The organism is Escherichia sp. E2586 (genome assembly GCF_005781105.1).
GTDB lineage: Bacteria > Pseudomonadota > Gammaproteobacteria > Enterobacterales > Enterobacteriaceae > Escherichia.
This window is the reverse complement of record NZ_VATN01000009.1, coordinates 103,196-124,744: the sequence shown is the minus strand read 5'-3', so window position 1 is coordinate 124,744 and position 21,549 is coordinate 103,196. Positions and strand designations below refer to the sequence as shown.

The following is a 21,549-nucleotide window of genomic DNA, read 5'->3' as shown; positions in this document are numbered from 1 at the left end:
GTTGATCAAGCCTGGTTATCCATACCCGTTCATTAATATGGTAATCATTATCTCTGTATTAATTATTATTTATATCCATGTTTGTTTTTAGGATAAAAATATTATATTCCATGACGGTATTTTCAGGCACTTTTCTTATAAAAAAGCAGAGAAACACTCACTATCTAAAATTACACCAATCAATAAACAAACTAACATCCAGAAAACATTACAATTTCAAATTACTCGCCAAAAAAAATCAACCTGATTGCTTGAGATGGATTTTCTCTGTTTATTTGCAATAATGCTCGCATCGATCATTTGTATGATGATTGGATGATGCATATTACTTCCCAATGACATTACACAGTCAAAACATTTAACCCACCATTCTTAAACAAAAAAATGGAGCTTTTGTGAAAATCAAAATTAATAAAAAAGAAATGTTTAATATATATATAAACATCAGAAAAACATTCGGCATAACGCAAGAGGGAATGAAGACAACATTACTATTCAGCCTTATATCTGCCACTCTGGCCATTCAGCCTGCTTTGGGAGCTAAAAAGGAAGTTACTCTTTCTGAAGGAAACCCTGCTGAAATATCTGAAAATATCATTGGTGCTGATGCCTCGCATCACAGGCCAGATAATAATGATGATGGGGAAGCCGGTGAAGATGCTCTCATTGTTAATGTTGTACCTGGTTCGTTACAGGATGAAAATATCCTGACAATTAACAGCGGTGCTCGCATTAGTGGCGGTGAAGGCGGATGGGCTGGTGATGATGATGTTACTAAGATGGGCTCTGCAGGAGGCCAGGGCGGCACAGCTATTACTGGAAATAATTTTACTCTTGTTAATTATGGTGATATTTCCGGTGGTAAGGGGGGGTGGGGAGGTTATGGTAATGGCGGGGGCGATGGAGGTGAAGCGGGTACCGCTATTTCCGGAGATGATCTTACCATTACGAACAACGGTAGCATTACGGGTGGCAATGGCGGAATGCCTGGAGCCAGTGGTTATGGCGATAAGAGCAGTGGTTTAACTGGGACTCCTGCTGTTGGTGGGACTGCCATATCTGGCAATAATCTTCAAATAAGCAATAACGGAAACATCACTGCCGGGCAAGGTAGTAGTGGTGCCTGGTGGGCGGTATGGGGGTCTTCTGCCGGCACAGGAGGGAATGGAGGCACGGCAATATCCGGAAATAATATGGAGATAACAAATAATAATCACATTACAGGTGGCCAGGGGGGGGATGGTGCTCGCGGTGGTGAAGGTAGTGTCGAATTTACTACCGATCAAAATATTAATGGGAGTACCGGTGGTAGTGGTGGTATTGGAGGGTCTGCTATATATGGTAATAATATTAAGATAAATAATACGGGAGATATAACTGGTGGACTGGGGGGCACTGGTGGTAAAGGAGGTAAAGGTGAAAACACTGACACTGGTTCAGCGCCCCTTGGTACTGGTGGCACTGGTGGTATTGGTGGCACCGGGGGGATTGCCATATCTGGGAATAATATGGAAATAAATAATTATGGAAATATTATTGGTGGAAATGGCGGCACTGGTGGTGATGGTGGCGATGGATGGCGTTCCCTTGAAAATAATAAAACTGGTGCCGGAGGTAATGGTGGCAACGGAGGTAATGGTGGTACTGCTATATCCGGGAGTGATATTACGATAAATAATCATGGTAGGATTTTGCCTGGTAGTGGAGGAGAGGACGGTAAAGGCAACATTGACTTCTACGGAGGGATACCGGGTAACAGAGGGCAAGATTGTGATACCGCAATATCTCTGAATGGTGGAACTAACTCGTTGAATCTCTTCGCTGGTTCTGTCATTCAAGGTGATATTGTTTTGAATAATGTTGAAAATAGTGCTGATGGTAATTCTCTGTCCATTACAAATAAAGACTCCGCCAGCTCTGAGATAAAAGGCAATCTGAGTGCGGGTACAGGTACACATGTTTCCGTTTCAGGAGCTGATGTCACCTTTAGCGGAAGTTCGGTATTTGACACAGATTCATCGCTGAATATGAGCACAGGTTCCAGTCATTTAACTGCCAAAAGTATTCAGTTCAATAACGGTGCAGTGCTTAATGTTGATACTGCCATGACAATATGGAAGCAAAATGAGTACGGCTTGTTGACGACCTCCAAGGGCATAACAGGGCTCTCTGAAAATAATATTTATCAGCATAATAATCTACTGAGTGATGGTGCTGAAGACTATGTTTTAACATCACTTAGTGGTAACGGGCAGACAGTAAAAGAGGTTAGTTCTTCCCTGAAGTGGAATGACCCTTCAGGAAATGGATATGGCACGTTTGACCTGAGATATGGCGCGGTGTTAGAGCTGAAGGTACGGCTTGCAGATAACAATGCTGTTCAGTTATCTCATGGCTGGGATGGAAAAACGCTGACCAAAGCCGGCGAAGGAACACTGATTCTGTCCTCCCAAAACACTTACACAGGTGTAACAGACATCCGCGGCGGCAATGTCCGCATGAACAGCAACAGTGCACTGGGGCAGACCAGCGAGATTCGCCTGGCAGACGACACCATGCTGGACATGAACGGTCACAGCCAGACCGCAGGTAAACTGAACAGCGCAGCAGGTTCCATACTGAACATTAATGGCGGTAATCTGACCCTCACAGGTGGAGGCCTGTCTGCAGGTACCCTCATCGGCTCTGGCTCCCTGAACATCAGCGGTGGCGTGTTCGATATTACTGATGCCAGCCGCGCCCTGAATGCCACCACCACTATCGCAGAAAAGGCAATGGTGAAAGTGCTTAATACTGACGGACTGGGAACAGGCTTGGTTAACACTGCCGGCACACTGATTCTGGGCAAGGCTGATGCACCTGTCATGCTTGCCAACAGCCAGGTCACCATCGCTCAGCAGGGGACACTCTCCGGCTCTGGTGGTGTCGCCGGGAACGTAACCAACAGCGGTACCCTTGACCTGAGAGCCGATGCTCCGGGTAATGTACTGACGATCGGAGGTAACTATACCGGTAATAATGGCTTACTGCTCATGAACACCGCTCTGGGGAATGACAGCTCCGCAACAGACAAACTGGTTATTAAAGGCAATGCTTCCAGTCAGACCCGAGTGGTTGTTATAAATGCAGGTGGTACCGGAGCACAGACACTGAACGGTATTGAGTTGATTCATGTCGACGGAAATGCTGACAGTGCTGCATTTATTCAGGCCGGGCGTATTGCCGCCGGGGCTTATGACTACACGCTGGGACGAGGTCAGGGAAGCAACCGTGATAACTGGTATCTGACCAGTGGTAAAAACACTCCGTTCCTGCTGCGCGCTCTGAAAGCAATGCAACCCCCTGCCCCTGAACCTGCTCCGGGTGGTCATGACAACGACCTGCGCCCGGAAGCTGGCTCCTACACGGCGAACATGGCTGCCGCAAACACTCTGTTCGTGACCCGTCTTCATGAACGCCTGGGGCCAATGCATTACACCGATGTGATTACCGGTGAGCAGAAAGAAACCAGCATGTGGATGCGCCATGAAGGGGGGCACAACCGCTGGCGTGACGGTACAGGCCAACTGAAAACACAGGGTAACCGTTACGTCCTGCAGATGGGCGGTGACTTGGCTTTGTGGAGCCGGAACAGCTCTGACCGCTGGCATCTGGGGGTTATGGCTGGTTACGGTAATGACCATAACAATACAGATTCTGTACGTACCGGATACAGTTCAAAAGGCAGTGTGAAAGGATACAACACAGGTCTGTATGCCACCTGGTATGCTAATGATGAGACACATAGCGGGGCTTATCTGGATAGCTGGGCACAGTACAGTTGGTTCGATAACAATGTGAAAGGTGACGGACTACCGGGGGAATCCTGGAAATCAAAAGGTCTGACAGCCTCACTGGAAACCGGTTATGTCTGGAAAACCGGTGAGTTTACCGGTAGCCATGGCAGTCTGAACGAATGGTATGTCCAGCCTCAGGCTCAGGTTATCTGGATGGGCGTAAAAGCTGATGAGCACCATGAACGCAATGGTACCCGTGTTGAAAGCACTGGTGACGGTAACGTCCATACCCTTCTGGGCGTGAAAACCTGGATTAAGGAACACAACAGAATGAATGACGGCAAATCCCATGAGTTCCGTCCGTTCGTTGAGGTGAACTGGCTGCACAACACCCGTGATTTTGGCACCCGCATGAACGGTGTGACGGTACATCAGGACGGTGCCAGCAATATCGGAGAAGTAAAAACCGGTGTTGAGGGACAGATTAATGACCATCTGAACCTGTGGGGCAATGTGGGTGTACAGATCGGTGACGAGGGATACAGTGACGCCTCTGCCATGCTGGGGGCGAAGTATACATTCTGAACCGGGTAGTGGAGTAGCCAGCGCTTTATCAGTCAGTGCATGAGAGAGACGGGATAACCTGCTCAATGACCGTTGGTTATGACTGCGACCAGAATGCGCTGGCTGAACGAATAAACGGGCTCCTGAAAAACTCGCGTCCTGCAGGACCGGATAATAGTAAAAAACCCGTGGCAATTTATAACCATGAGCGGCCACACCTGGCACTGAAAGACAAAACGCCCGATGAAGTTCATCAGGCGTTTTACAGACAGAAATCTGTCAACTTATAGCAGGACCAGTCAATACGTTGATTATTTGCTCACATCAGCACCAAACCATTTTTCGGAAAGGGCTTGCAAGGTTCCATCTTTTTGCATTTCTGCAATGGCATCGTTAACTGCTTTCAGCAAGTCTTCGTTACCTTTACGCAGCGCGACACCTGACTCCTGGCGGGAGAAGGCTTCGCCAGTTACTGCCAGCGTATCATTGGTTTTCTTCACCAAATCCAGCGCCGCCAGACGGTCAACCAGGATGGCATCAATACGGCCTACGCGCAGATCCTGGTACTTGGTCGGGTCGTCATCATAGGTGCGCACATCAACACCCTGAACATTCTGACGCAGCCACTCTTCATAGTTGGTACCTAAACCAACACCAACTTTTTTACCTTTCAGGTCGTCTGCGGTTTTTATTGTGCCTTCATTACCTTTTTTCACCAGCGCCTGAATACCGGAAATGGTGTAAGGGGTAGAAAAATCGTATTTTTTCTTGCGTTCATCAGAAATGGTGACCTGGTTAATCACCACATCGATGCGTTTAGAATCCAGTGACGCCAGCATCCCGTCCCATTTGGTCGGTTTTAATGCGGCATCAACGCCCAGATGTTTTGCTAGTTGTTGGGCAAATTCCACTTCAAAACCAGTCAACTTGCCGTCATCGCCCTGAAAGCTAAACGGCGGGTAAGTCCCTTCCAGTCCCACCAGCAACGTGCCACGCTCTTTTACTTTATTGAGCAGGCCTTCGTTGGCAAAACTTTTCACGCTCATACCCGCAACCAGCGCCACGGCCATAACGCCCATCAACGCCTGATGTCCCAGATGTGCTAGTTTCATATTCACCCCGAATGTTGTTTTGTTGGTTTGCAGTGTAGAGCCATTGTTTGTAAACACAAAAACAACTCTGCTACATCTTATTCTTATTTAATATATATCAGAAGCTGACATGCAGGGGGATATCTGCGCAAGATCACCGCGGGTTTGCGTCTGGTAACACTGATACTTACGTAATGCGATGCGGTAATTATTGGTGCTTGTGGTGGGTAGCCAAGGCGCCAGGTTTTCATCAAGAAAACCATCCTGCAGCAGGTCGGTGGAAATATCTTGCTCGCTTAAATAATTACCCAAACGACGCAGACGTACCACATACTCGCGCACAGTACCGGGGCTCATTTCAGTATGGTCAAAGAGAAACTGCTTGAAGCCGATAATATCAAAAAAATCACTCTGCGTTTTGCAGTGTAAATCGCCGCAAAAACGACACAACGCGGACCATGATTTTTGTTCTTCCTGCCAACCATTTTCATCAAGCAGTGTATCGAGACGGGAAATCTCGATTTTATTCACTATTTTGCCGTCGCGAACCAGCGTAATGCGATCAAGTAGTTTACGGCAAAATGCGCAATGGGTTTGACTGTGTTTAAAGTCTTTAAGATAGCGACTCAATGGCCGCCTTTTCTGGTGCTGCATCATTATTAAGAACTCCTGGTATTCAAAATTAATGTGCGGCATTTACTTAAGTTATAACTTACCCAGTTTGGTGCGTAACCGTTTAATGGCCTGACTGTGTAACTGACTGACCCGCGATTCACCAACTTCCAGCACCGCGCCAATCTCTTTGAGATTAAGCTCTTCCTGGTAATAGAGCGTTAATACTAACTGTTCACGCTCCGGCAACATTTCGATGGCTTCCATTACCCGTTGACGCAAATTACTTTCCAGTAATTTTTGTAACGGGTTTTCGCGCTGATGATCGTCACTTACCAGTTCAATACTATCGCCATGCTCTTCACGCCACTCATCGTAGGAAAAGAGTTGGCTGTTATTAGTATCAAGCAACATTTGTCGATAATCGGCAATTTCGATCCCTAAACGTTCTGCCACTTCAGTTTCTGTGGCGTTACGGCCAAGTTCCTGTTCCAGTTGCCCCATTGCCTGCGCCACTTCACGCGCATTGCGTCGCACGCTTCGTGGCACCCAGTCACGGCTGCGAAGTTCATCCAGCATAGCGCCACGGATTCGCTGCACTGCGTAAGTTGTAAATGCCGTTCCTTGCAGGGCGTCATAACGTTCAACGGCATTAAGTAATCCAATGCCGCCCGCCTGTAGGAGATCATCAAGTTCTACACTCGCGGGCAGTCGGACCTGCAGGCGCAATGCTTCGTGACGCACCAGCGGGATATAACGCTGCCACAGCGAGTATTTATCCATTACACCTTCAGCGGTATAGAGTGATTTCACGATAAACAACCCTGCGTTATATAAGTAATCGGCATAATTATCCGTTTCTGCAGGTTTTTTAATCGGACGATTAATGGGTGAAATAAGTGGTTATTTAGGGTGATCGGTAAATAATGAGCAAAATAACCCCGCCGGACGCGGGGTTAAGAGATCTGACAACGTACGCTTCATCTTGCCGGATGCGGTGTAAATGCTTTATCCAGCCCAGACGAATATGCAAATTTAATTAATTGCGATTCACCTCGTAGGCCTGATAAGCGTAGCGCATCAGGCAATTTGGCGTTTGCTGTCACTATCGGTTAGTCAGGTTTTGGTGATTAACCCTGCAGCAGAGACAGAACTTGCTGCGGCACCTGGTTAGCTTTAGACAGCACGGAGTTACCCGCCTGCTGGATGATCTGCGCTTTCGACATGTTGGACACTTCGGTCGCATAGTCGGCGTCCTGAATACGGGACTGCGCTTCAGACAGGTTGGTGGTGGTGTTGTTCAGGTTAGTGACCGCAGAATCCAGACGGTTTTGTACGGCACCGAGGGAGGAGCGGAAAGTATCAACTTGTGAGATAGCTTTGTCTAAAAGTGCCAGTGGATCGTTGGTTGCAGTACCAGAAAATGTTGCTGTTGCCGGTGTTTTTACCGAGCCATCAGCATTGAGTTCATCGGTAAGCTGGATTGTTGTGGCTTCATTTGTTGCAGCGGCACCACCGTTTATAATTGCATCCTTACCGTCTGCACCAGCAAGGTAATCTTTGCCTTGAATAGTAACATAGCCAACAGCCGCGCCAGCACTATTCGTCGTGACCTTGATAGGCTGACCTGTCTGTGTTGCTGTGGTAACACCGTTCGCAGGATCAGTGAAAGTAACATCGGTGGTATTAAGTGTAACAACGCCACCAGCATTAACGGAAGCCGAATAGAAGTCATTACCAGATTGAACAACATAGGTTCCTGTTGCTTTACCATCCGCGCTTTGTACGTTATGTAGGGACAAGCCTGATGTATCACTTATTCCCAATGTTTTAGCCATTGCGGCGGCAGCAGCATCGTCCGTACCAAATTTAACCGTAACCGGGGGAGCGCCAGCAGCACCAGGAACTGTAGTTATCGCGTCGCTAACTTTTAATGCGTTCCCTGATACCGAGAAACCTTTCAATCCCAGCGTTGAAGAATCAATTTTCTGCAAATCGATAGAGATCGTCTGCCCATCATTCGCGCCAACCTGAATCTTCATAGAACCATTTTTCGCCAGCACATTCACGCCGTTGAACTGGGTCTGACCGGAAACACGGTCAATTTCATCCAGACGGGATTTGATTTCGTCCTGAATAGAAGACAGGTCAGAATCAGAGTTAGTCCCGGTCGTCGCCTGAACGGTCAACTCACGCACACGCTGCAAGTTGTTGTTGATTTCAGACAGTGCGCCTTCTGCGGTCTGCGCCAGAGAAATACCGTCATTGGCGTTACGCGCGGCCTGAGTCAGCCCTTTAATGTTAGAGGTGAAACGGTTAGCAATCGCCTGACCAGCGGCGTCGTCTTTCGCACTGTTGATACGCAGACCAGAAGAGAGGCGTTCGATAGAAGTCGACAGAGCAGACTGGTTTTTGTTGATGTTGTTCTGAGTGATCAGCGAGAGGCTGTTGGTGTTAATGACTTGTGCCATAATTTTTATTCCTGTTTTTTAGCTCTACGGTTTAAGTATTGGGCTTCCACCCTTCGGCTTCGTCGCCGTCAACCCTGTTATCGTCTGGTCACTCACAACCTTTAGAATTTTTTTCTAGCCGTCGAAATACTCCCCTTCCTCGTTGCTGTTCGTGTCATTAAGCCCAAAAATAAATCGTAAACTTTGCCCCGCTTGCGCCGATAACCCCGGTATTCGTTCTACATGTCGCATGATTAAGGAATATATATGGCTAGTATTTCAACGCTCGGGGTTGGGTCGGGGCTGGACTTAAGCAGCATCCTCGACAGTCTTGAGGCGGCAGAAAAATCTACCCTGACGCCGATATCAAAACAGCAAAGCTCGTACACCGCGAAACTGAGCGCCTACGGGACGCTGAAAAGCGCGCTGGAGAGTTTTCAGACCGCCAACACGGCACTGAATAAAGCCGACTTATTTACTGCTACCTCAACCACCAGCAGTTCCTCGGCTTTTAGCGCCACCACCACGGGCAGCGCGATTGCCGGAAAATACACCATTAGTGTCAGCCAACTGGCACAGGCACAGACGCTCACGACCCAAAACAGCCAAAAAGACAACAAAGCCGCCATCGCCACCAGCGATAGCGTACTGACCATCCAGCAAGGCGGTGGAAAAAATCCCGTCACGATTGATATCAGCGCGGCTAACTCGTCACTCTCTGGCATCCGCGATGCAATTAACAACGCCAAAGCCGGCGTCAGCGCCAGTATCATCAATGTGGGTAACGGCGAGTATCGTTTGTCTATCACCGCCAATGATACCGGTAGCGATAACGCCATGAAACTGAGCGTCAGCGGCGACAGCGCCCTGCAAAGTTTTATGGGTTACAACGGAACGTCGGGTGATAGCAGTAATGACATGATTGAAAGCGTCACCGCGCAGAACGCCAAACTGACGGTTAATAACGTTGAGATTGAAAACAGCAGCAACACTATCAGTGACGCGCTGGAAGATATCACTCTCAACCTGAATGACGTCACCACTGGTAATCAGACCCTCACCATCAGCAAAGACACCTCCAAAGCTGAAAATGCGGTTAAAGCGTGGGTGGATGCCTATAACACGTTACAGGATACGTTCAGCAGCTTAACCAAATACACCGCAGTCGATGCCGGGGCAGAAAGTCAGGACTCCAGCAACGGCGCGTTACTCGGTGACTCCACGCTGCGCACCATCCAGACCCAGTTAAAAACGCTGCTTGCCAATACGCATAGCAGTTCGGCCTATAAAACATTGGCACAGATCGGTATTACCACCGACGCCAGTACCGGTAAGCTGGAAATAGCGACCGACAAGCTGCAAACAGCCCTGAAGAAAGATGCCACTGGCGTAGGTGAAATGTTTATTGGTGACGGTAAAAGCACTGGCGTAACCACCAGCATTAGCAGCAACCTGACCAGTTGGCTCTCCTCCACCGGGATAATCCAGGCTGCAAAAGATGGCGTAAGCAAAACGCTGAACAATTTGACGGATCAGTACAACGCTGCCAGTGAACGTATCGATACATTAATGGCGCGCTACAAAGCCCAGTTCACCCAACTGGATGTGTTAATGAACTCGCTTAACTCCACCAGTAGCTATCTGACACAGCAATTCGACACCTCAAATAGCAGCTCGAAATAATCTTCAGGAGAGACTATGTACAGCGCAAAAGGCACGCAGGCCTATGCACAAATTGGCGTTGAGAGCGCCGTGATGAGCGCAAGTCCACAGCAACTGGTTACCATGCTATTTGACGGCGTGTTGAGTGCGCTGGTAAGAGCGCGCCTGTTTATGCAGGACAACAACCTGGAAGGTAAAGGCGTTTCTTTATCGAAAGCTATCAACATCATTGAGAATGGGCTGAAGGTGAGCCTCGAAGAAGAAAGCCAGGATGAATTAACCCAGAATTTAATTGCGCTCTATAGCTATATGGTCAGGCGTTTGCTGCAAGCGAATTTGCGTAACGATGTCTCCGCAGTAGAAGAAGTGGAAACGTTGATGCGCAATATTGCCGATGCCTGGAAAGAGACTTTACTCTCCCCTTCTTTGATTCAGGACCCTGTCTGATGAACCATGCACCGCACTTGTATTTTGCCTGGCAGCAACTTGTCGAAAAAAGCCAGCTCATGTTACGCCTGGCGACAGAAGGACGATGGGATGAACTCATCGCCAGCGAAATGGATTATGTGAATGCGGTGCAACAAATCGCGCACCTGACGGAAGAGATGGAACCCTCTGCAATGATGCAGGAACAACTCAAACCGATGCTACGCCTCGTCCTGGACAACGAAAGCAACGTTAAGCAGTTATTGCAGGGGCGAATGGATGAGCTGGCGAAGCTGGTTGGTCAGTCATCGATGCAAAAATCCGTATTAAGTGCTTACGGCGACCAGGGCGGCTACGTACTGGCGCCGCAGGAGAATATCGTCAATTTTTCTCCCCATCTGCATTTTGGCAAAGCATAAAAGTTGGATTACTCGCGAATAACCTGATTACGGCTACGCTTCTAATGTTCCCCTCATGTGGAGTCGAAGAATGCGTAATCCCACGCTGTTGCAATGCTTTCACTGGTATTACCCTGAAGGCGGCAAGCTCTGGCCCGAGCTTGCCGAGCGCGCCGACGGTTTAAATGATATTGGTATCAATATGGTCTGGCTGCCACCTGCCTATAAAGGCGCATCGGGCGGATATTCTGTCGGCTACGACTCCTATGATTTATTTGATTTAGGCGAGTTTGATCAAAAAGGCACTGTCGCGACGAAATATGGTGATAAAGCGCAATTGCTGGCGGCCATCGACGCGCTTAAACGCAACGACATCGCCGTACTGCTGGATGTGGTGGTGAACCACAAAATGGGTGCCGACGAAAAAGAAGCGATTCGCGTTCAGCAAGTTAACGAAGAGTGTCGCACGCAAATTGATGATGAAATTATCGAATGCGAAGGCTGGACCCGTTACACCTTCCCTGCACGAGCCGGAAAATATTCACAATTTATATGGGACTTCAAATGTTTTAGCGGTATCGACCATATCGAAAACCCGCATGAAGATGGCATCTTTAAAATCGTCAACGATTACACTGGCGAAGGCTGGAATGATCAGGTCGATGATGAATTAGGCAATTTCGATTATCTGATGGGCGAAAATATCGATTTTCGTAACCATGCCGTCACCGAAGAGCTCAAATACTGGGCGCGCTGGGTAATGGAACAAACTCAGTGCGATGGTTTTCGTCTCGACGCGGTAAAACATATTCCGGCGTGGTTCTATAAAGAGTGGATCGAGCATGTGCAAGAAGTTGCGCCGAAACCACTCTTTATTGTGGCGGAATACTGGTCGCGCGAGGTCGAGAAACTGCAAACGTATATTGATCAGGTGGAAGGTAAAACCATGCTGTTTGATGCACCGCTGCAGATGAAATTCCACGAAGCGTCTCGTATGGGGCGTGATTATGATATGACTGAGATTTTTAGCGGCACATTGGTTGAAGTCGATCCTTTCCACGCTGTGACGCTGGTCGCCAACCACGACACCCAGCCGTTACAAGCCCTTGAAGCTCCGGTGGAGCCGTGGTTTAAGCCGCTGGCTTATGCCCTTATTTTGCTACGGGAAAATGGCGTGCCTTCGGTGTTTTACCCTGATCTGTACGGGGCTCATTACGAAGATGTCGGCGGTGACGGACAGACCTATCCAATCGATATGCCAATAATCGAACAACTTGATGAGCTAATCCTCGCCCGCCAGCGTTTTGCCCACGGTGTACAGACGCTATTTTTCGATCATCCGAACTGTATTGCCTTTAGTCGCAGTGGCACCGATGAATATCCTGGCTGCGTTGTGGTTATGTCGAACGGTGACGATGGCGAAAAGACGATTAAACTGGGTGAGAACTACGGCAATAAAACCTGGCGCGATTTTCTCGGTAATCGACAAGAGAGCATAGTTACCGATGAAAATGGCGAAGCGACATTCTTTTGTAACGGCGGCAGCGTCAGCGTTTGGGTTATCGAAGAGGTGATTTAAAACCGATCGCTGACAATACACGCATCGTTATTGCGGCGCCGTTACAGTTTCAGGCCCGATAAGCTTGCGTATCGGGCACTTTTTTTGACATGAAAATCCCCCAGAGCCAGGGGAGTTTCATTACGGCAGCGGCGTCGGTAACGGCGCTTTTTCCAGCGCGGCGGCACACTCTGCCGTCGGACGAGCCACGCGTTCCATCGTCATGCCATCATACTCAATAGTGTTACCGTCACGCTCAATCTCGTACAGCTCACGTTTCACAGTAACGTTAGTGAGAGAATCAGACATCAGCGTCAGCTTACCCGGTAACGCAATCACTCGCTGCCATTGACGGCAATCCAGGGTATCACCCTCTTTAGTGACAATCAGGCTACCAATCGCTTCCGGGCTGACCAGCGCACGTTGCGGCCCTTTGGTCTGCCAGTACCCTGCCAACCAGTCTGGCGCAGGGGTTTTTACAACATTATTATAGTTTTCGACTTCGGCACAGCCCGCCAACAACATGAGTGCGCCTGCAATTGCGAGTTTTTTCATCATTCGTCCTGCATGAGAAGAAAAGTGGATTGTGGCATTAAAGCCCTGACGCTGCCACCCTTTCCAGGCCCAAAGAGAAATTTGATCTAACTATTATTTTTGTGAATTATTGCCGCGCAAATAAATTCTCCTGATGTATGATTCGCGACTCTTGTTTAAACCTTCTGAGTTCAGAGGCTACATACATGTCATGGCAGCAATTCAAACAAGCCTGGTTGATTAAATTCTGGGCGCCAATCCCTGCGGTCATCGCGGCGGGCATTCTCTCCACTTACTATTTTGGCATTACCGGCACCTTTTGGGCAGTTACGGGTGAATTTACCCGCTGGGGCGGTCAGCTCCTGCAACTGTTTGGCGTCCATGCTGAAGAGTGGGGCTATTTTAAAATCATCCATCTGGAAGGATCGCCATTAACCCGCATTGACGGGATGATGATTCTCGGTATGTTCGGCGGCTGTTTTGCCGCGGCATTATGGGCCAACAACGTCAAACTACGCATGCCGCGTAGCCGTATCCGCATTATGCAGGCCATTATTGGCGGGATTATTGCTGGTTTTGGTGCGCGTCTGGCGATGGGCTGTAACCTGGCGGCGTTCTTTACCGGCATTCCTCAGTTCTCGCTGCACGCCTGGTTCTTTGCCATCGCCACCGCCATCGGCTCATGGTTTGGCGCGCGCTTTACCCTGCTGCCTGTCTTTCGTATCCCCGTGAAAATGCAGAAAGTCTCTGCCGCCTCACCGTTGACGCAGAAACCAGATCAGGCGCGGCGCCGTTTTCGTCTCGGGATGCTGGTCTTTTTCGGCATGCTTGGCTGGGCGCTGCTGACGGCGATGAACCAACCAAAGCTGGGGCTGGCGATGCTGTTTGGTGTCGGCTTTGGCTTGCTGATAGAACGTGCACAAATCTGCTTTACTTCGGCGTTCCGCGACATGTGGATCACCGGACGAACCCACATGGCGAAAGCGATCATTTTCGGTATGGCGGTTAGTGCCATCGGGATTTTCAGTTATGTACAGTTAGGCGTAGAACCTAAAATCATGTGGGCGGGTCCGAACGCGGTAATTGGTGGATTACTGTTTGGTTTTGGTATTGTGCTGGCGGGCGGCTGCGAAACGGGATGGATGTACCGCGCGGTGGAAGGCCAGGTGCATTACTGGTGGGTCGGTCTGGGCAACGTTATTGGCTCCACGATTTTGGCGTATTACTGGGATGATTTCGCCCCGGCACTGGCAACCGACTGGGACAAAATCAACCTGCTAAAAACTTTTGGTCCAATGGGCGGCCTGCTGGTGACATATTTACTATTGTTCGCTGCGCTGATGTTGATTATCGGTTGGGAAAAACGCTTCTTCCGCCGTGCGGCGCCGCAGACAGCTAAGGAGATCGCATGAAAAATATCGTTCCTGATTACCGTCTTGATATGGTGGGCGAGCCCTGCCCTTACCCGGCGGTTGCAACCCTTGAGGCGATGCCGCAGTTAAAAAAAGGCGAGATCCTCGAAGTGGTCAGCGATTGTCCACAGTCGATTAACAATATTCCGCTGGATGCGCGTAATCACGGCTATACGGTACTGGATATTCAGCAAGACGGGCCGACCATTCGTTATCTAATTCAGAAGTAATCTTTTCTCCCGCTGTTTCAGGCAGCGGGAGTCACTTGCTACGAATACTCCGTTGTCTATTTTCCGTACCGCAGTTGGATTATTATTGATTCACACAGACACAGCATTAAGTGATCGGACCAGATTGAAGGAATAACACCGATCATGCAAACTACTCTCCCTCACAACTGACGAGAGATTATTTCCCTGATGGATCAGGTTGCTAATTTTCAAAAGATGTTTGAGCAAGTGAGAACGGAGCTAAACTTTTCTTGGTTTTATGCTGAGTTAAAACGTCATCGTATTGCACATTATATTTATTATCTTGCCACAGATAACATCAGGATCGTCACGCACGATGACAATGTTTTGTTAATCAGAGGGAGCAGAAGTCTATTAAAAGTCAGTGCCATCAAGGATCCTGAGCAAGTCAAAAAAGCAGCCCGGACTCACATTTCAAGACAGTCAACATTTCGGGAATATTGTATAACGCTTGCAAAGGCTGGCGTTTTTCGGTGGGTTACTGACGTTGGTGATAATAAGCGTCGTTACTATTCTATCGATAATACACTCTTATATATTGAAGATGTCGAGAACAACAAACCACTCATTTAGCTGTTCTCGCCAGCTCAGCCCTGACAGTGACTGGTTATTAATAAAATTTTTTAAATGAACGGTTCTGAAATAGCGATTAACTAACGCCTTCATGTTCATGCCTGTGACCATGTATTTTTCGGTGACGACAAAGAAAGCCCTGGGGCGCACCAGATAACAGGCGGGGTGAATTATCAAGCATCATCGTTCACCGTAGAGCCCGCGGTGTGTCATACCCTATACACGCCCATCACTCGATGGGCATTCTGAAAGCAAGTTACTGCGAAGCGTTCTTCCAGCGATGGCTCCATACAATGGTGAGCGGTCATTTTTTACAAACAGAGCTGTGTCATAAGAAACATCTATTAGACAAAGATGTTTTCGCCTGTTGGTATGTTGTAATTAGACAACCAACAAGAAACAATCATGTTCACTGTCAAAACAGATGATCTCTCCCATCCTGCAGTACAAGAATTAGTGAATTACCATATTTCCGGTATGCAGGAACAATCTCCACCAGAAAGCATCCATGCTTTGGACGTACAAAAACTACGTGATCCGGCAGTGACATTCTGGTCAGCATGGGAAGGAGATCGACTCGCCGGAATTGGCGCGCTGAAGTTACTGGATGATGAACATGGCGAGTTGAAATCAATGCGTACTGCGCCAGACTTTTTACGTCGTGGCGTTGCAAATCTGATTTTACGGCATATTTTGCGGGTTGCACATGACAGACGCCTTCATCGCCTGAGTTTAGAAACAGGAACACATGCTGGATTTACGGCCTGCCATCAACTTTATCTCAAACATGGCTTCACTGCCTGCGAGCCCTTCGCTGATTATAAACCGGATCCAAATAGCCGTTTTATGACCTTGAACTTATATGAAAATCATCAATTGTCATGACTGGTAGCCCAACCAACTGCGGCAGGGAATGCTGATTATGTGTTTGCATTAACTAACCGCCGCCCCAGGTTTCGTAGGCCTTTTTTTGTTTTATCGCCTCAGTTACAAAACCTACACCTGCATGGACATCATTTCCTGGTACGCCGCCACCAGCTTATTACGCACCTGAATCCCCATTTGCATTGAAACTGAGGCTTTTTGCATATCGGCCATCACATCGTTTAGCGCTACGCCGGGTTCGCCGAGGGTGAATTTTTCTGCCTGGGTGCGGGCGGCGGTTTGCGTATCACTTATACGATCGAGCGCGGCATGAAGCTGTCCGGCAAAACTGATGCCAGGTTGTGGTAGTGATTCCTGCGCACGGGCACTCATCGCCGTAGCCTGTAACTGGCTGATAACCCCTTCAATCCCCTGTATGGCTGACATATTCATCTCCTGGACCATTTCTGGTAGCAGAGATTAACAGTAAGTCAATAAGATAAAGGCGTTAAATAACGATAAAAAACCGGGTTAATTGGCGCATAGAAAAAAATAAAACCACAAATAATGAGGCCGTCAATTTTTCGAGTTTGCTGACCCGGGAGTGCGTCTTGTTCCACTTTGCCAATAACGCCGTCTTTCATCTGCCGCGAGGTGCGCGATGAATACGACTGCAGCCCAGACAAAATCTCTTGAGTGGCTTAATCGCCTACGCGCGAATCCGAGAATCCCTTTGATTGTTGCTGGTTCCGCTGCAGTGGCAGTGATAGTCGCGTTAGTTCTATGGGCAAAAGCCCCTGATTACCGCACGTTATTCAGCAACCTTTCCGATCAGGATGGTGGCGCGATTGTCAGCCAACTGACGCAGATGAACATCCCTTACCGCTTTAGTGAAGCCAGTGGTGCAATTGAAGTTCCGGCGGATAAGGTTCACGAATTGCGTCTGCGTCTGGCGCAGCAAGGCTTACCTAAAGGCGGAGCGGTCGGCTTTGAGCTGCTCGATCAGGAAAAGTTTGGTATCAGCCAGTTCAGCGAACAGGTGAATTATCAGCGAGCGCTGGAAGGCGAACTTTCTCGTACCATCGAAACCATCGGCCCGGTAAAAGGGGCGCGCGTGCATCTGGCGATGCCGAAACCGTCTTTATTTGTCCGTGAGCAAAAATCCCCTTCCGCATCGGTAACGGTGAATTTATTGCCAGGACGAGCGCTGGATGAAGGGCAAATTAGCGCCGTTGTGCATCTGGTTTCCAGTGCAGTAGCTGGGCTGCCACCGGGTAACGTTACACTGGTGGATCAAGGTGGGCATCTGTTAACCCAGTCCAACACCAGCGGGCGCGATCTCAATGATGTTCAGTTGAAATATACCAGCGATGTCGAAGGCCGCATTCAGCGTCGTATTGAAGCAATTCTGTCGCCTATTGTCGGCAACGGCAATATTCATGCGCAAGTCACAGCGCAGCTGGATTTCGCCAGTAAAGAGCAAACAGAAGAGCAGTATCGCCCTAATGGCAATGAGTCGCAGGCGGCGCTTCGTTCCCGTCAACTGAATGAAAGCGAGCAGAGCGGTTCCGGTTATCCGGGCGGCGTGCCGGGGGCATTATCTAATCAACCCGCGCCCGCAAATAACGCGCCGATCAGTACGCCTCCGGCAAATCAAAACAATCGCCAGCAACAGACGAGCACCACCAGCAATAGTGGACCGCGCAGCACACAGCGTAATGAAACCAGCAACTACGAAGTCGATCGCACCATTCGTCATACCAAAATGAACGTCGGCGACGTGCAACGTCTGTCTGTCGCGGTAGTGGTGAATTACAAAACGCTGCCGGATGGCAAACCGTTGCCACTGAGCGCCGAACAGATGAAACAAATTGATGATCTGACCCGCGAGGCTATGGGCTTCACGGAAAAACGCGGTGATTCGCTCAATGTCGTCAACTCGCCGTTTACCAGTAGTGATGAAAGTGGTGGTGAGTTGCCGTTCTGGCAACAACAAGCGTTTATCGATCAGTTACTGGCTGCCGGACGCTGGTTGCTGGTGATACTGGTGGCGTGGCTGCTGTGGCGTAAAGCGGTGCGTCCGCAATTAATCCGCCGCGCTGAGGTGGTGAAAGCCGTTCAGCAACAGACACAAACTCGCCAGGAGACGGAAGATGCAGTGGAAGTACGCCTGAGCAAAGACGAACAACTGCAACAACGCCGCGCTAACCAACGTCTGGGGGCTGAGGTAATGAGCCAGCGCATCCGCGACATGTCTGATAACGATCCGCGCGTAGTGGCGCTGGTCATTCGCCAGTGGATAAATAACGATCATGAGTAACCTGACAGGCACCGATAAAAGCGTCATTCTGCTGATGACCATTGGCGAAGACCGGGCAGCAGAGGTATTCAAGCACCTGTCCCAACGAGAAGTGCAAACCCTGAGCGCGGCAATGGCGAACGTCTCGCAGATCTCCAACAAACAATTAACTGAAGTACTGGCAGAGTTTGAACAAGAAGCCGAACAGTTTGCCGCACTGAATATTAACGCCAATGATTATCTGCGTTCAGTGCTGGTCAAAGCGCTGGGCGAAGAGCGTGCCGCCAGCCTGCTGGAAGATATTCTCGAAACCCGCGACACTGCCAGCGGTATTGAAACGCTCAACTTTATGGAGCCACAGAGCGCCGCCGATCTGATTCGCGATGAACATCCACAGATTATCGCCACCATTCTGGTGCATCTGAAACGCGCTCAAGCCGCCGATATTCTGGCGTTGTTCGATGAACGTCTGCGCCACGACGTGATGCTACGTATCGCCACCTTTGGCGGCGTACAACCTGCTGCACTGGCTGAACTGACAGAAGTGCTGAATGGCCTGCTCGATGGCCAGAACCTCAAACGCAGCAAAATGGGCGGCGTGAGAACAGCAGCCGAAATTATCAACTTGATGAAAACTCAGCAGGAAGAAGCGGTTATTACCGCCGTACGTGAATTTGACGGCGAGCTGGCGCAGAAAATCATCGACGAGATGTTCCTGTTCGAAAATCTGGTGGATGTCGACGATCGCAGCATCCAGCGTCTGTTGCAGGAAGTGGATTCCGAATCGTTACTGATCGCGCTGAAAGGTGCAGAACAGCCACTGCGCGAGAAATTCCTGCGCAATATGTCGCAGCGTGCCGCCGATATACTGCGCGACGATCTCGCCAACCGTGGTCCGGTGCGTCTGTCGCAGGTGGAAAACGAACAAAAAGCGATTCTGCTGATTGTGCGCCGCCTTGCCGAAACCGGCGAGATGGTGATTGGCAGCGGCGAGGATACCTATGTCTGATAATCTGCCGTGGAAAACCTGGACACCGGACGATCTCGCGCCACCACAGGCGGAGTTTGTGCCACTGATGGAGCCAGAAGAAACCGTCACTGAAGAGGCCGAACCCAGCCTTGAGCAGCAACTGGCACAACTGCAAATGCAGGCCCACGAGCAAGGTTATCAGGCGGGGATTGCCGAAGGTCGCCAGCAAGGCCATGAACAAGGCTATCAGGAAGGTCTGGCTCAGGGGCTGGAACAAGGACTGGCACAAGCAAAATCCCAGCAAGCGCCGATTCATGCCCGGATGCAGCAACTGGTCAGCGAGTTTCAGACCACCCTTGACGCGCTGGATAGCGTGATTGCTTCACGCCTGATGCAGATGGCGCTGGAGGCAGCGCGTCAGGTGATCGGCCAGACGCCAACGGTGGACAACTCGGCACTGATCAAACAGATTCAACAGTTGTTGCAGCAAGAACCGCTATTCAGCGGCAAACCGCAGCTACGCGTGCACCCGGATGATCTGCAACGTGTTGATGAGATGCTCGGCGCAACCTTAAGTTTGCATGGCTGGCGCTTGCGCGGCGACCCGACCCTGCATCCTGGCGGTTGTAAAGTCTCCGCTGATGAAGGCGATCTCGACGCCAGTGTCGCCACCCGCTGGCAAGAACTCTGCCGTCTGGCAGCGCCAGGAGTGGTGTAATGACCACGCGGCTGACTCGCTGGCTAACCTCGCTGGATAACTTCGAAGCCAAAATGGCGCAGTTGCCTGCGGTGCGTCGCTACGGGCGATTAACCCGCGCCACCGGGCTGGTGCTGGAAGCCACCGGATTGCAACTGCCGCTCGGCGCAACCTGTGTCATTGAACGTCAGAACGGCACTGAAACGCACGAAGTGGAAAGCGAAGTGGTTGGCTTTAACGGTCAACGGCTGTTTTTAATGCCGCTGGAGGAAGTGGAAGGCGTGCTGCCCGGCGCGCGCGTTTACGCCAAAAATATCTCCGGCGACGGACTACAAAGCGGCAAGCAGCTACCGCTCGGTCCGGCGTTATTAGGTCGCGTTCTGGACGGCGGTGGTAAACCGCTCGATGGTCTTCCCTCCCCCGACACGACTGAAACAGGCGCCCTGATTACCCCGCCGTTTAACCCGTTGCAACGTACACCGATTGAGCATGTGCTGGATACGGGCGTGCGCCCAATTAATGCCCTGCTTACCGTTGGGCGCGGGCAGCGTATGGGGCTGTTTGCCGGATCTGGCGTTGGTAAAAGTGTGCTGCTGGGAATGATGGCACGCTACACCCGTGCCGATGTGATCGTCGTTGGTTTGATTGGTGAACGTGGGCGAGAAGTAAAAGATTTTATTGAAAATATTCTCGGTGCCGAAGGGCGTGCGCGCTCCGTGGTGATTGCCGCTCCGGCGGATGTTTCTCCGCTCCTGCGAATGCAGGGTGCCGCCTATGCCACGCGCATTGCCGAAGATTTTCGCGATCGTGGTCAGCATGTATTGCTGATTATGGACTCCCTCACCCGCTACGCGATGGCCCAGCGTGAGATTGCGCTGGCGATAGGCGAACCACCCGCCACCAAAGGTTATCCGCCGTCGGTATTCGCCAAATTACCGGCGCTGGTCGAACGTGCCGGAAACGGAATCAGCGGCGGCGGCTCGATTACCGCGTTTTATACCGTGCTCACCGAAGGCGATGACCAGCAGGATCCGATTGCCGACTCCGCGCGGGCGATCCTCGACGGTCACATTGTGCTTTCTCGTCGTCTGGCGGAAGCCGGGCACTATCCGGCAATTGATATTGAAGCCTCAATCAGCCGTGCAATGACGGCGTTGATCAGCGAGCAGCATTACGCGCGGGTACGCACATTCAAGCAGCTGTTGTCGAGTTTTCAACGTAACCGCGATCTGGTCAGCGTCGGCGCGTATGCCAAAGGCAGCGATCCAATGCTCGATAAAGCTATCGCCTTGTGGCCGCAGCTGGAGGGCTATTTGCAACAAGGCATTTTTGAACGCGCGGACTGGGAAGACTCTCTCCAGGGGCTGGAACGTATTTTTCCGACGGTGTGATTACGCAGGAGATAACAGCAG

At 50.1% G+C, this 21,549-nt stretch carries 19 protein-coding genes and 1 pseudogene; 14 read left to right on the top strand and 6 right to left on the bottom strand.

The window, feature by feature from the left end; translation table 11 throughout:
• The first annotated feature begins 395 nt into the window (after positions 1-395).
• Together FEK50_RS10450 and FEK50_RS10445 are read left to right on the top strand one after the other, a co-directional pair.
• Complete coding sequence (locus FEK50_RS10450; RefSeq protein WP_131161110.1) at positions 396-4,361, top strand: autotransporter outer membrane beta-barrel domain-containing protein; 3,966 nt, start codon at positions 396-398, stop codon at positions 4,359-4,361.
• A gap of 23 nt (positions 4,362-4,384) precedes the next feature.
• A pseudogene (locus tag FEK50_RS10445) lies at positions 4,385-4,630 on the top strand (integrase core domain-containing protein); the annotation flags it as partial.
• A 21-nt stretch (positions 4,631-4,651) separates the two neighbouring features.
• Here FEK50_RS10445 and tcyJ read toward each other — a convergent pair.
• The 4 genes from tcyJ to FEK50_RS10425 all read right to left on the bottom strand — a co-directional run bounded on the left by tcyJ (position 4,652) and on the right by FEK50_RS10425 (position 8,514).
• Positions 4,652-5,452 carry a cystine ABC transporter substrate-binding protein gene (tcyJ, locus tag FEK50_RS10440; RefSeq protein ID WP_130208565.1) on the bottom strand — a complete coding sequence of 267 codons (801 nt, stop codon included), beginning with the start codon at positions 5,450-5,452 and terminating at the stop codon, positions 4,652-4,654.
• A gap of 87 nt (positions 5,453-5,539) precedes the next feature.
• A complete protein-coding gene (gene fliZ, locus FEK50_RS10435) occupies positions 5,540-6,091 on the bottom strand; it encodes a flagella biosynthesis regulatory protein FliZ (RefSeq protein ID WP_130260045.1) in 552 nt (183 codons plus the stop codon).
• A 45-nt stretch (positions 6,092-6,136) separates the two neighbouring features.
• The gene (fliA, locus tag FEK50_RS10430) at positions 6,137-6,856 is read right to left on the bottom strand and encodes an RNA polymerase sigma factor FliA (RefSeq protein WP_064529323.1); all 720 of its coding nucleotides are present in this window, start codon (positions 6,854-6,856) and stop codon (positions 6,137-6,139) included.
• Between the two features lie 317 nt (positions 6,857-7,173).
• On the bottom strand, positions 7,174-8,514 hold the full coding sequence (locus tag FEK50_RS10425; RefSeq protein WP_131161109.1) for a FliC/FljB family flagellin: 1,341 nt from the start codon (positions 8,512-8,514) through the stop codon (positions 7,174-7,176).
• Positions 8,515-8,760: 246 nt separating this feature from the next.
• Here FEK50_RS10425 and fliD point away from each other — a divergent pair, with 246 nt between their 5' ends.
• From fliD to amyA, 4 genes are all read left to right on the top strand, one after another.
• Positions 8,761-10,176 (top strand): flagellar filament capping protein FliD, encoded by a 1,416-nt coding sequence (gene fliD, locus FEK50_RS10420; protein ID WP_131161108.1) that lies wholly within the window; start codon positions 8,761-8,763, stop codon positions 10,174-10,176.
• 15 nt (positions 10,177-10,191) lie between these two features.
• Complete coding sequence (gene fliS, locus FEK50_RS10415; RefSeq protein WP_130208571.1) at positions 10,192-10,602, top strand: flagellar export chaperone FliS; 411 nt, start codon at positions 10,192-10,194, stop codon at positions 10,600-10,602.
• Positions 10,602-11,000, top strand: a complete 399-nt coding sequence (gene fliT / locus FEK50_RS10410; protein WP_131161107.1) for a flagella biosynthesis regulatory protein FliT — start codon at positions 10,602-10,604, stop codon at positions 10,998-11,000. Before fliS ends, fliT begins: the two co-directional genes overlap by 1 nt.
• Before the next feature lie 70 nt (positions 11,001-11,070).
• Positions 11,071-12,558 carry an alpha-amylase gene (gene amyA, locus FEK50_RS10405; protein ID WP_131161106.1) on the top strand — a complete coding sequence of 496 codons (1,488 nt, stop codon included), beginning with the start codon at positions 11,071-11,073 and terminating at the stop codon, positions 12,556-12,558.
• A 120-nt stretch (positions 12,559-12,678) separates the two neighbouring features.
• On the opposite strand, the gene yedD is transcribed toward amyA, so the two are convergent.
• Entirely contained in the window at positions 12,679-13,092 is a 414-nt protein-coding gene (gene yedD / locus FEK50_RS10400) for a lipoprotein YedD (RefSeq protein ID WP_064529329.1), read from the bottom strand.
• A gap of 185 nt (positions 13,093-13,277) precedes the next feature.
• Here yedD and yedE point away from each other — a divergent pair, with 185 nt between their 5' ends.
• The 4 genes from yedE (at position 13,278) to FEK50_RS10380 (ending at position 16,192) form a co-directional block, all read left to right on the top strand.
• On the top strand, positions 13,278-14,483 hold the full coding sequence (gene yedE, locus FEK50_RS10395; RefSeq protein WP_130208577.1) for a selenium metabolism membrane protein YedE/FdhT: 1,206 nt from the start codon (positions 13,278-13,280) through the stop codon (positions 14,481-14,483).
• The gene (yedF, locus tag FEK50_RS10390) at positions 14,480-14,713 is read left to right on the top strand and encodes a sulfurtransferase-like selenium metabolism protein YedF (protein WP_000790504.1); all 234 of its coding nucleotides are present in this window, start codon (positions 14,480-14,482) and stop codon (positions 14,711-14,713) included. Before yedE ends, yedF begins: the two co-directional genes overlap by 4 nt.
• A gap of 189 nt (positions 14,714-14,902) precedes the next feature.
• Positions 14,903-15,307 carry a DUF1398 domain-containing protein gene (locus FEK50_RS10385; protein ID WP_130208579.1) on the top strand — a complete coding sequence of 135 codons (405 nt, stop codon included), beginning with the start codon at positions 14,903-14,905 and terminating at the stop codon, positions 15,305-15,307.
• A 405-nt stretch (positions 15,308-15,712) separates the two neighbouring features.
• The gene (locus FEK50_RS10380) at positions 15,713-16,192 is read left to right on the top strand and encodes a GNAT family N-acetyltransferase (RefSeq protein ID WP_131161105.1); all 480 of its coding nucleotides are present in this window, start codon (positions 15,713-15,715) and stop codon (positions 16,190-16,192) included.
• Positions 16,193-16,303: 111 nt separating this feature from the next.
• On the opposite strand, the gene fliE is transcribed toward FEK50_RS10380, so the two are convergent.
• Entirely contained in the window at positions 16,304-16,618 is a 315-nt protein-coding gene (gene fliE / locus FEK50_RS10375) for a flagellar hook-basal body complex protein FliE (protein WP_130208583.1), read from the bottom strand.
• A 214-nt stretch (positions 16,619-16,832) separates the two neighbouring features.
• Here fliE and fliF point away from each other — a divergent pair, with 214 nt between their 5' ends.
• From fliF to fliI, 4 genes are read left to right on the top strand one after another with little or no spacing between them, the layout of a single operon-like run.
• Positions 16,833-18,491 (top strand): flagellar basal-body MS-ring/collar protein FliF, encoded by a 1,659-nt coding sequence (gene fliF, locus FEK50_RS10370; protein WP_131161104.1) that lies wholly within the window; start codon positions 16,833-16,835, stop codon positions 18,489-18,491.
• Positions 18,484-19,479 carry a flagellar motor switch protein FliG gene (gene fliG, locus FEK50_RS10365; protein WP_032184453.1) on the top strand — a complete coding sequence of 332 codons (996 nt, stop codon included), beginning with the start codon at positions 18,484-18,486 and terminating at the stop codon, positions 19,477-19,479. Before fliF ends, fliG begins: the two co-directional genes overlap by 8 nt.
• On the top strand, positions 19,472-20,158 hold the full coding sequence (gene fliH, locus FEK50_RS10360) for a flagellar assembly protein FliH (protein WP_130216477.1): 687 nt from the start codon (positions 19,472-19,474) through the stop codon (positions 20,156-20,158). Before fliG ends, fliH begins: the two co-directional genes overlap by 8 nt.
• The gene (gene fliI, locus FEK50_RS10355; RefSeq protein WP_131161103.1) at positions 20,158-21,528 is read left to right on the top strand and encodes a flagellar protein export ATPase FliI; all 1,371 of its coding nucleotides are present in this window, start codon (positions 20,158-20,160) and stop codon (positions 21,526-21,528) included. The genes fliH and fliI overlap by 1 nt, the downstream gene beginning before the upstream one ends.
• Positions 21,529-21,549: the final 21 nt, after the last annotated feature.

What these genes read in the sequence shown, in the direction of transcription:
- tcyJ (WP_130208565.1), bottom strand. Translation starts at nt 5,452, where the DNA reads ATGAAACTAGCACATCTGGGACATCAGGCGTTGATGGGCGTTATGGCC.
- FEK50_RS10425 (WP_131161109.1), bottom strand. Translation starts at nt 8,514, where the DNA reads ATGGCACAAGTCATTAACACCAACAGCCTCTCGCTGATCACTCAGAAC.
- fliD (WP_131161108.1), top strand. Translation starts at nt 8,761, where the DNA reads ATGGCTAGTATTTCAACGCTCGGGGTTGGGTCGGGGCTGGACTTAAGC.
- fliS (WP_130208571.1), top strand. Translation starts at nt 10,192, where the DNA reads ATGTACAGCGCAAAAGGCACGCAGGCCTATGCACAAATTGGCGTTGAG.
- fliT (WP_131161107.1), top strand. Translation starts at nt 10,602, where the DNA reads ATGAACCATGCACCGCACTTGTATTTTGCCTGGCAGCAACTTGTCGAA.
- amyA (WP_131161106.1), top strand. Translation starts at nt 11,071, where the DNA reads ATGCGTAATCCCACGCTGTTGCAATGCTTTCACTGGTATTACCCTGAA.
- yedD (WP_064529329.1), bottom strand. Translation starts at nt 13,092, where the DNA reads ATGAAAAAACTCGCAATTGCAGGCGCACTCATGTTGTTGGCGGGCTGT.
- yedE (WP_130208577.1), top strand. Translation starts at nt 13,278, where the DNA reads ATGTCATGGCAGCAATTCAAACAAGCCTGGTTGATTAAATTCTGGGCG.
- yedF (WP_000790504.1), top strand. Translation starts at nt 14,480, where the DNA reads ATGAAAAATATCGTTCCTGATTACCGTCTTGATATGGTGGGCGAGCCC.
- FEK50_RS10385 (WP_130208579.1), top strand. Translation starts at nt 14,903, where the DNA reads ATGGATCAGGTTGCTAATTTTCAAAAGATGTTTGAGCAAGTGAGAACG.
- FEK50_RS10380 (WP_131161105.1), top strand. Translation starts at nt 15,713, where the DNA reads ATGTTCACTGTCAAAACAGATGATCTCTCCCATCCTGCAGTACAAGAA.
- fliE (WP_130208583.1), bottom strand. Translation starts at nt 16,618, where the DNA reads ATGTCAGCCATACAGGGGATTGAAGGGGTTATCAGCCAGTTACAGGCT.
- fliF (WP_131161104.1), top strand. Translation starts at nt 16,833, where the DNA reads ATGAATACGACTGCAGCCCAGACAAAATCTCTTGAGTGGCTTAATCGC.
- fliG (WP_032184453.1), top strand. Translation starts at nt 18,484, where the DNA reads ATGAGTAACCTGACAGGCACCGATAAAAGCGTCATTCTGCTGATGACC.
- fliH (WP_130216477.1), top strand. Translation starts at nt 19,472, where the DNA reads ATGTCTGATAATCTGCCGTGGAAAACCTGGACACCGGACGATCTCGCG.
- fliI (WP_131161103.1), top strand. Translation starts at nt 20,158, where the DNA reads ATGACCACGCGGCTGACTCGCTGGCTAACCTCGCTGGATAACTTCGAA.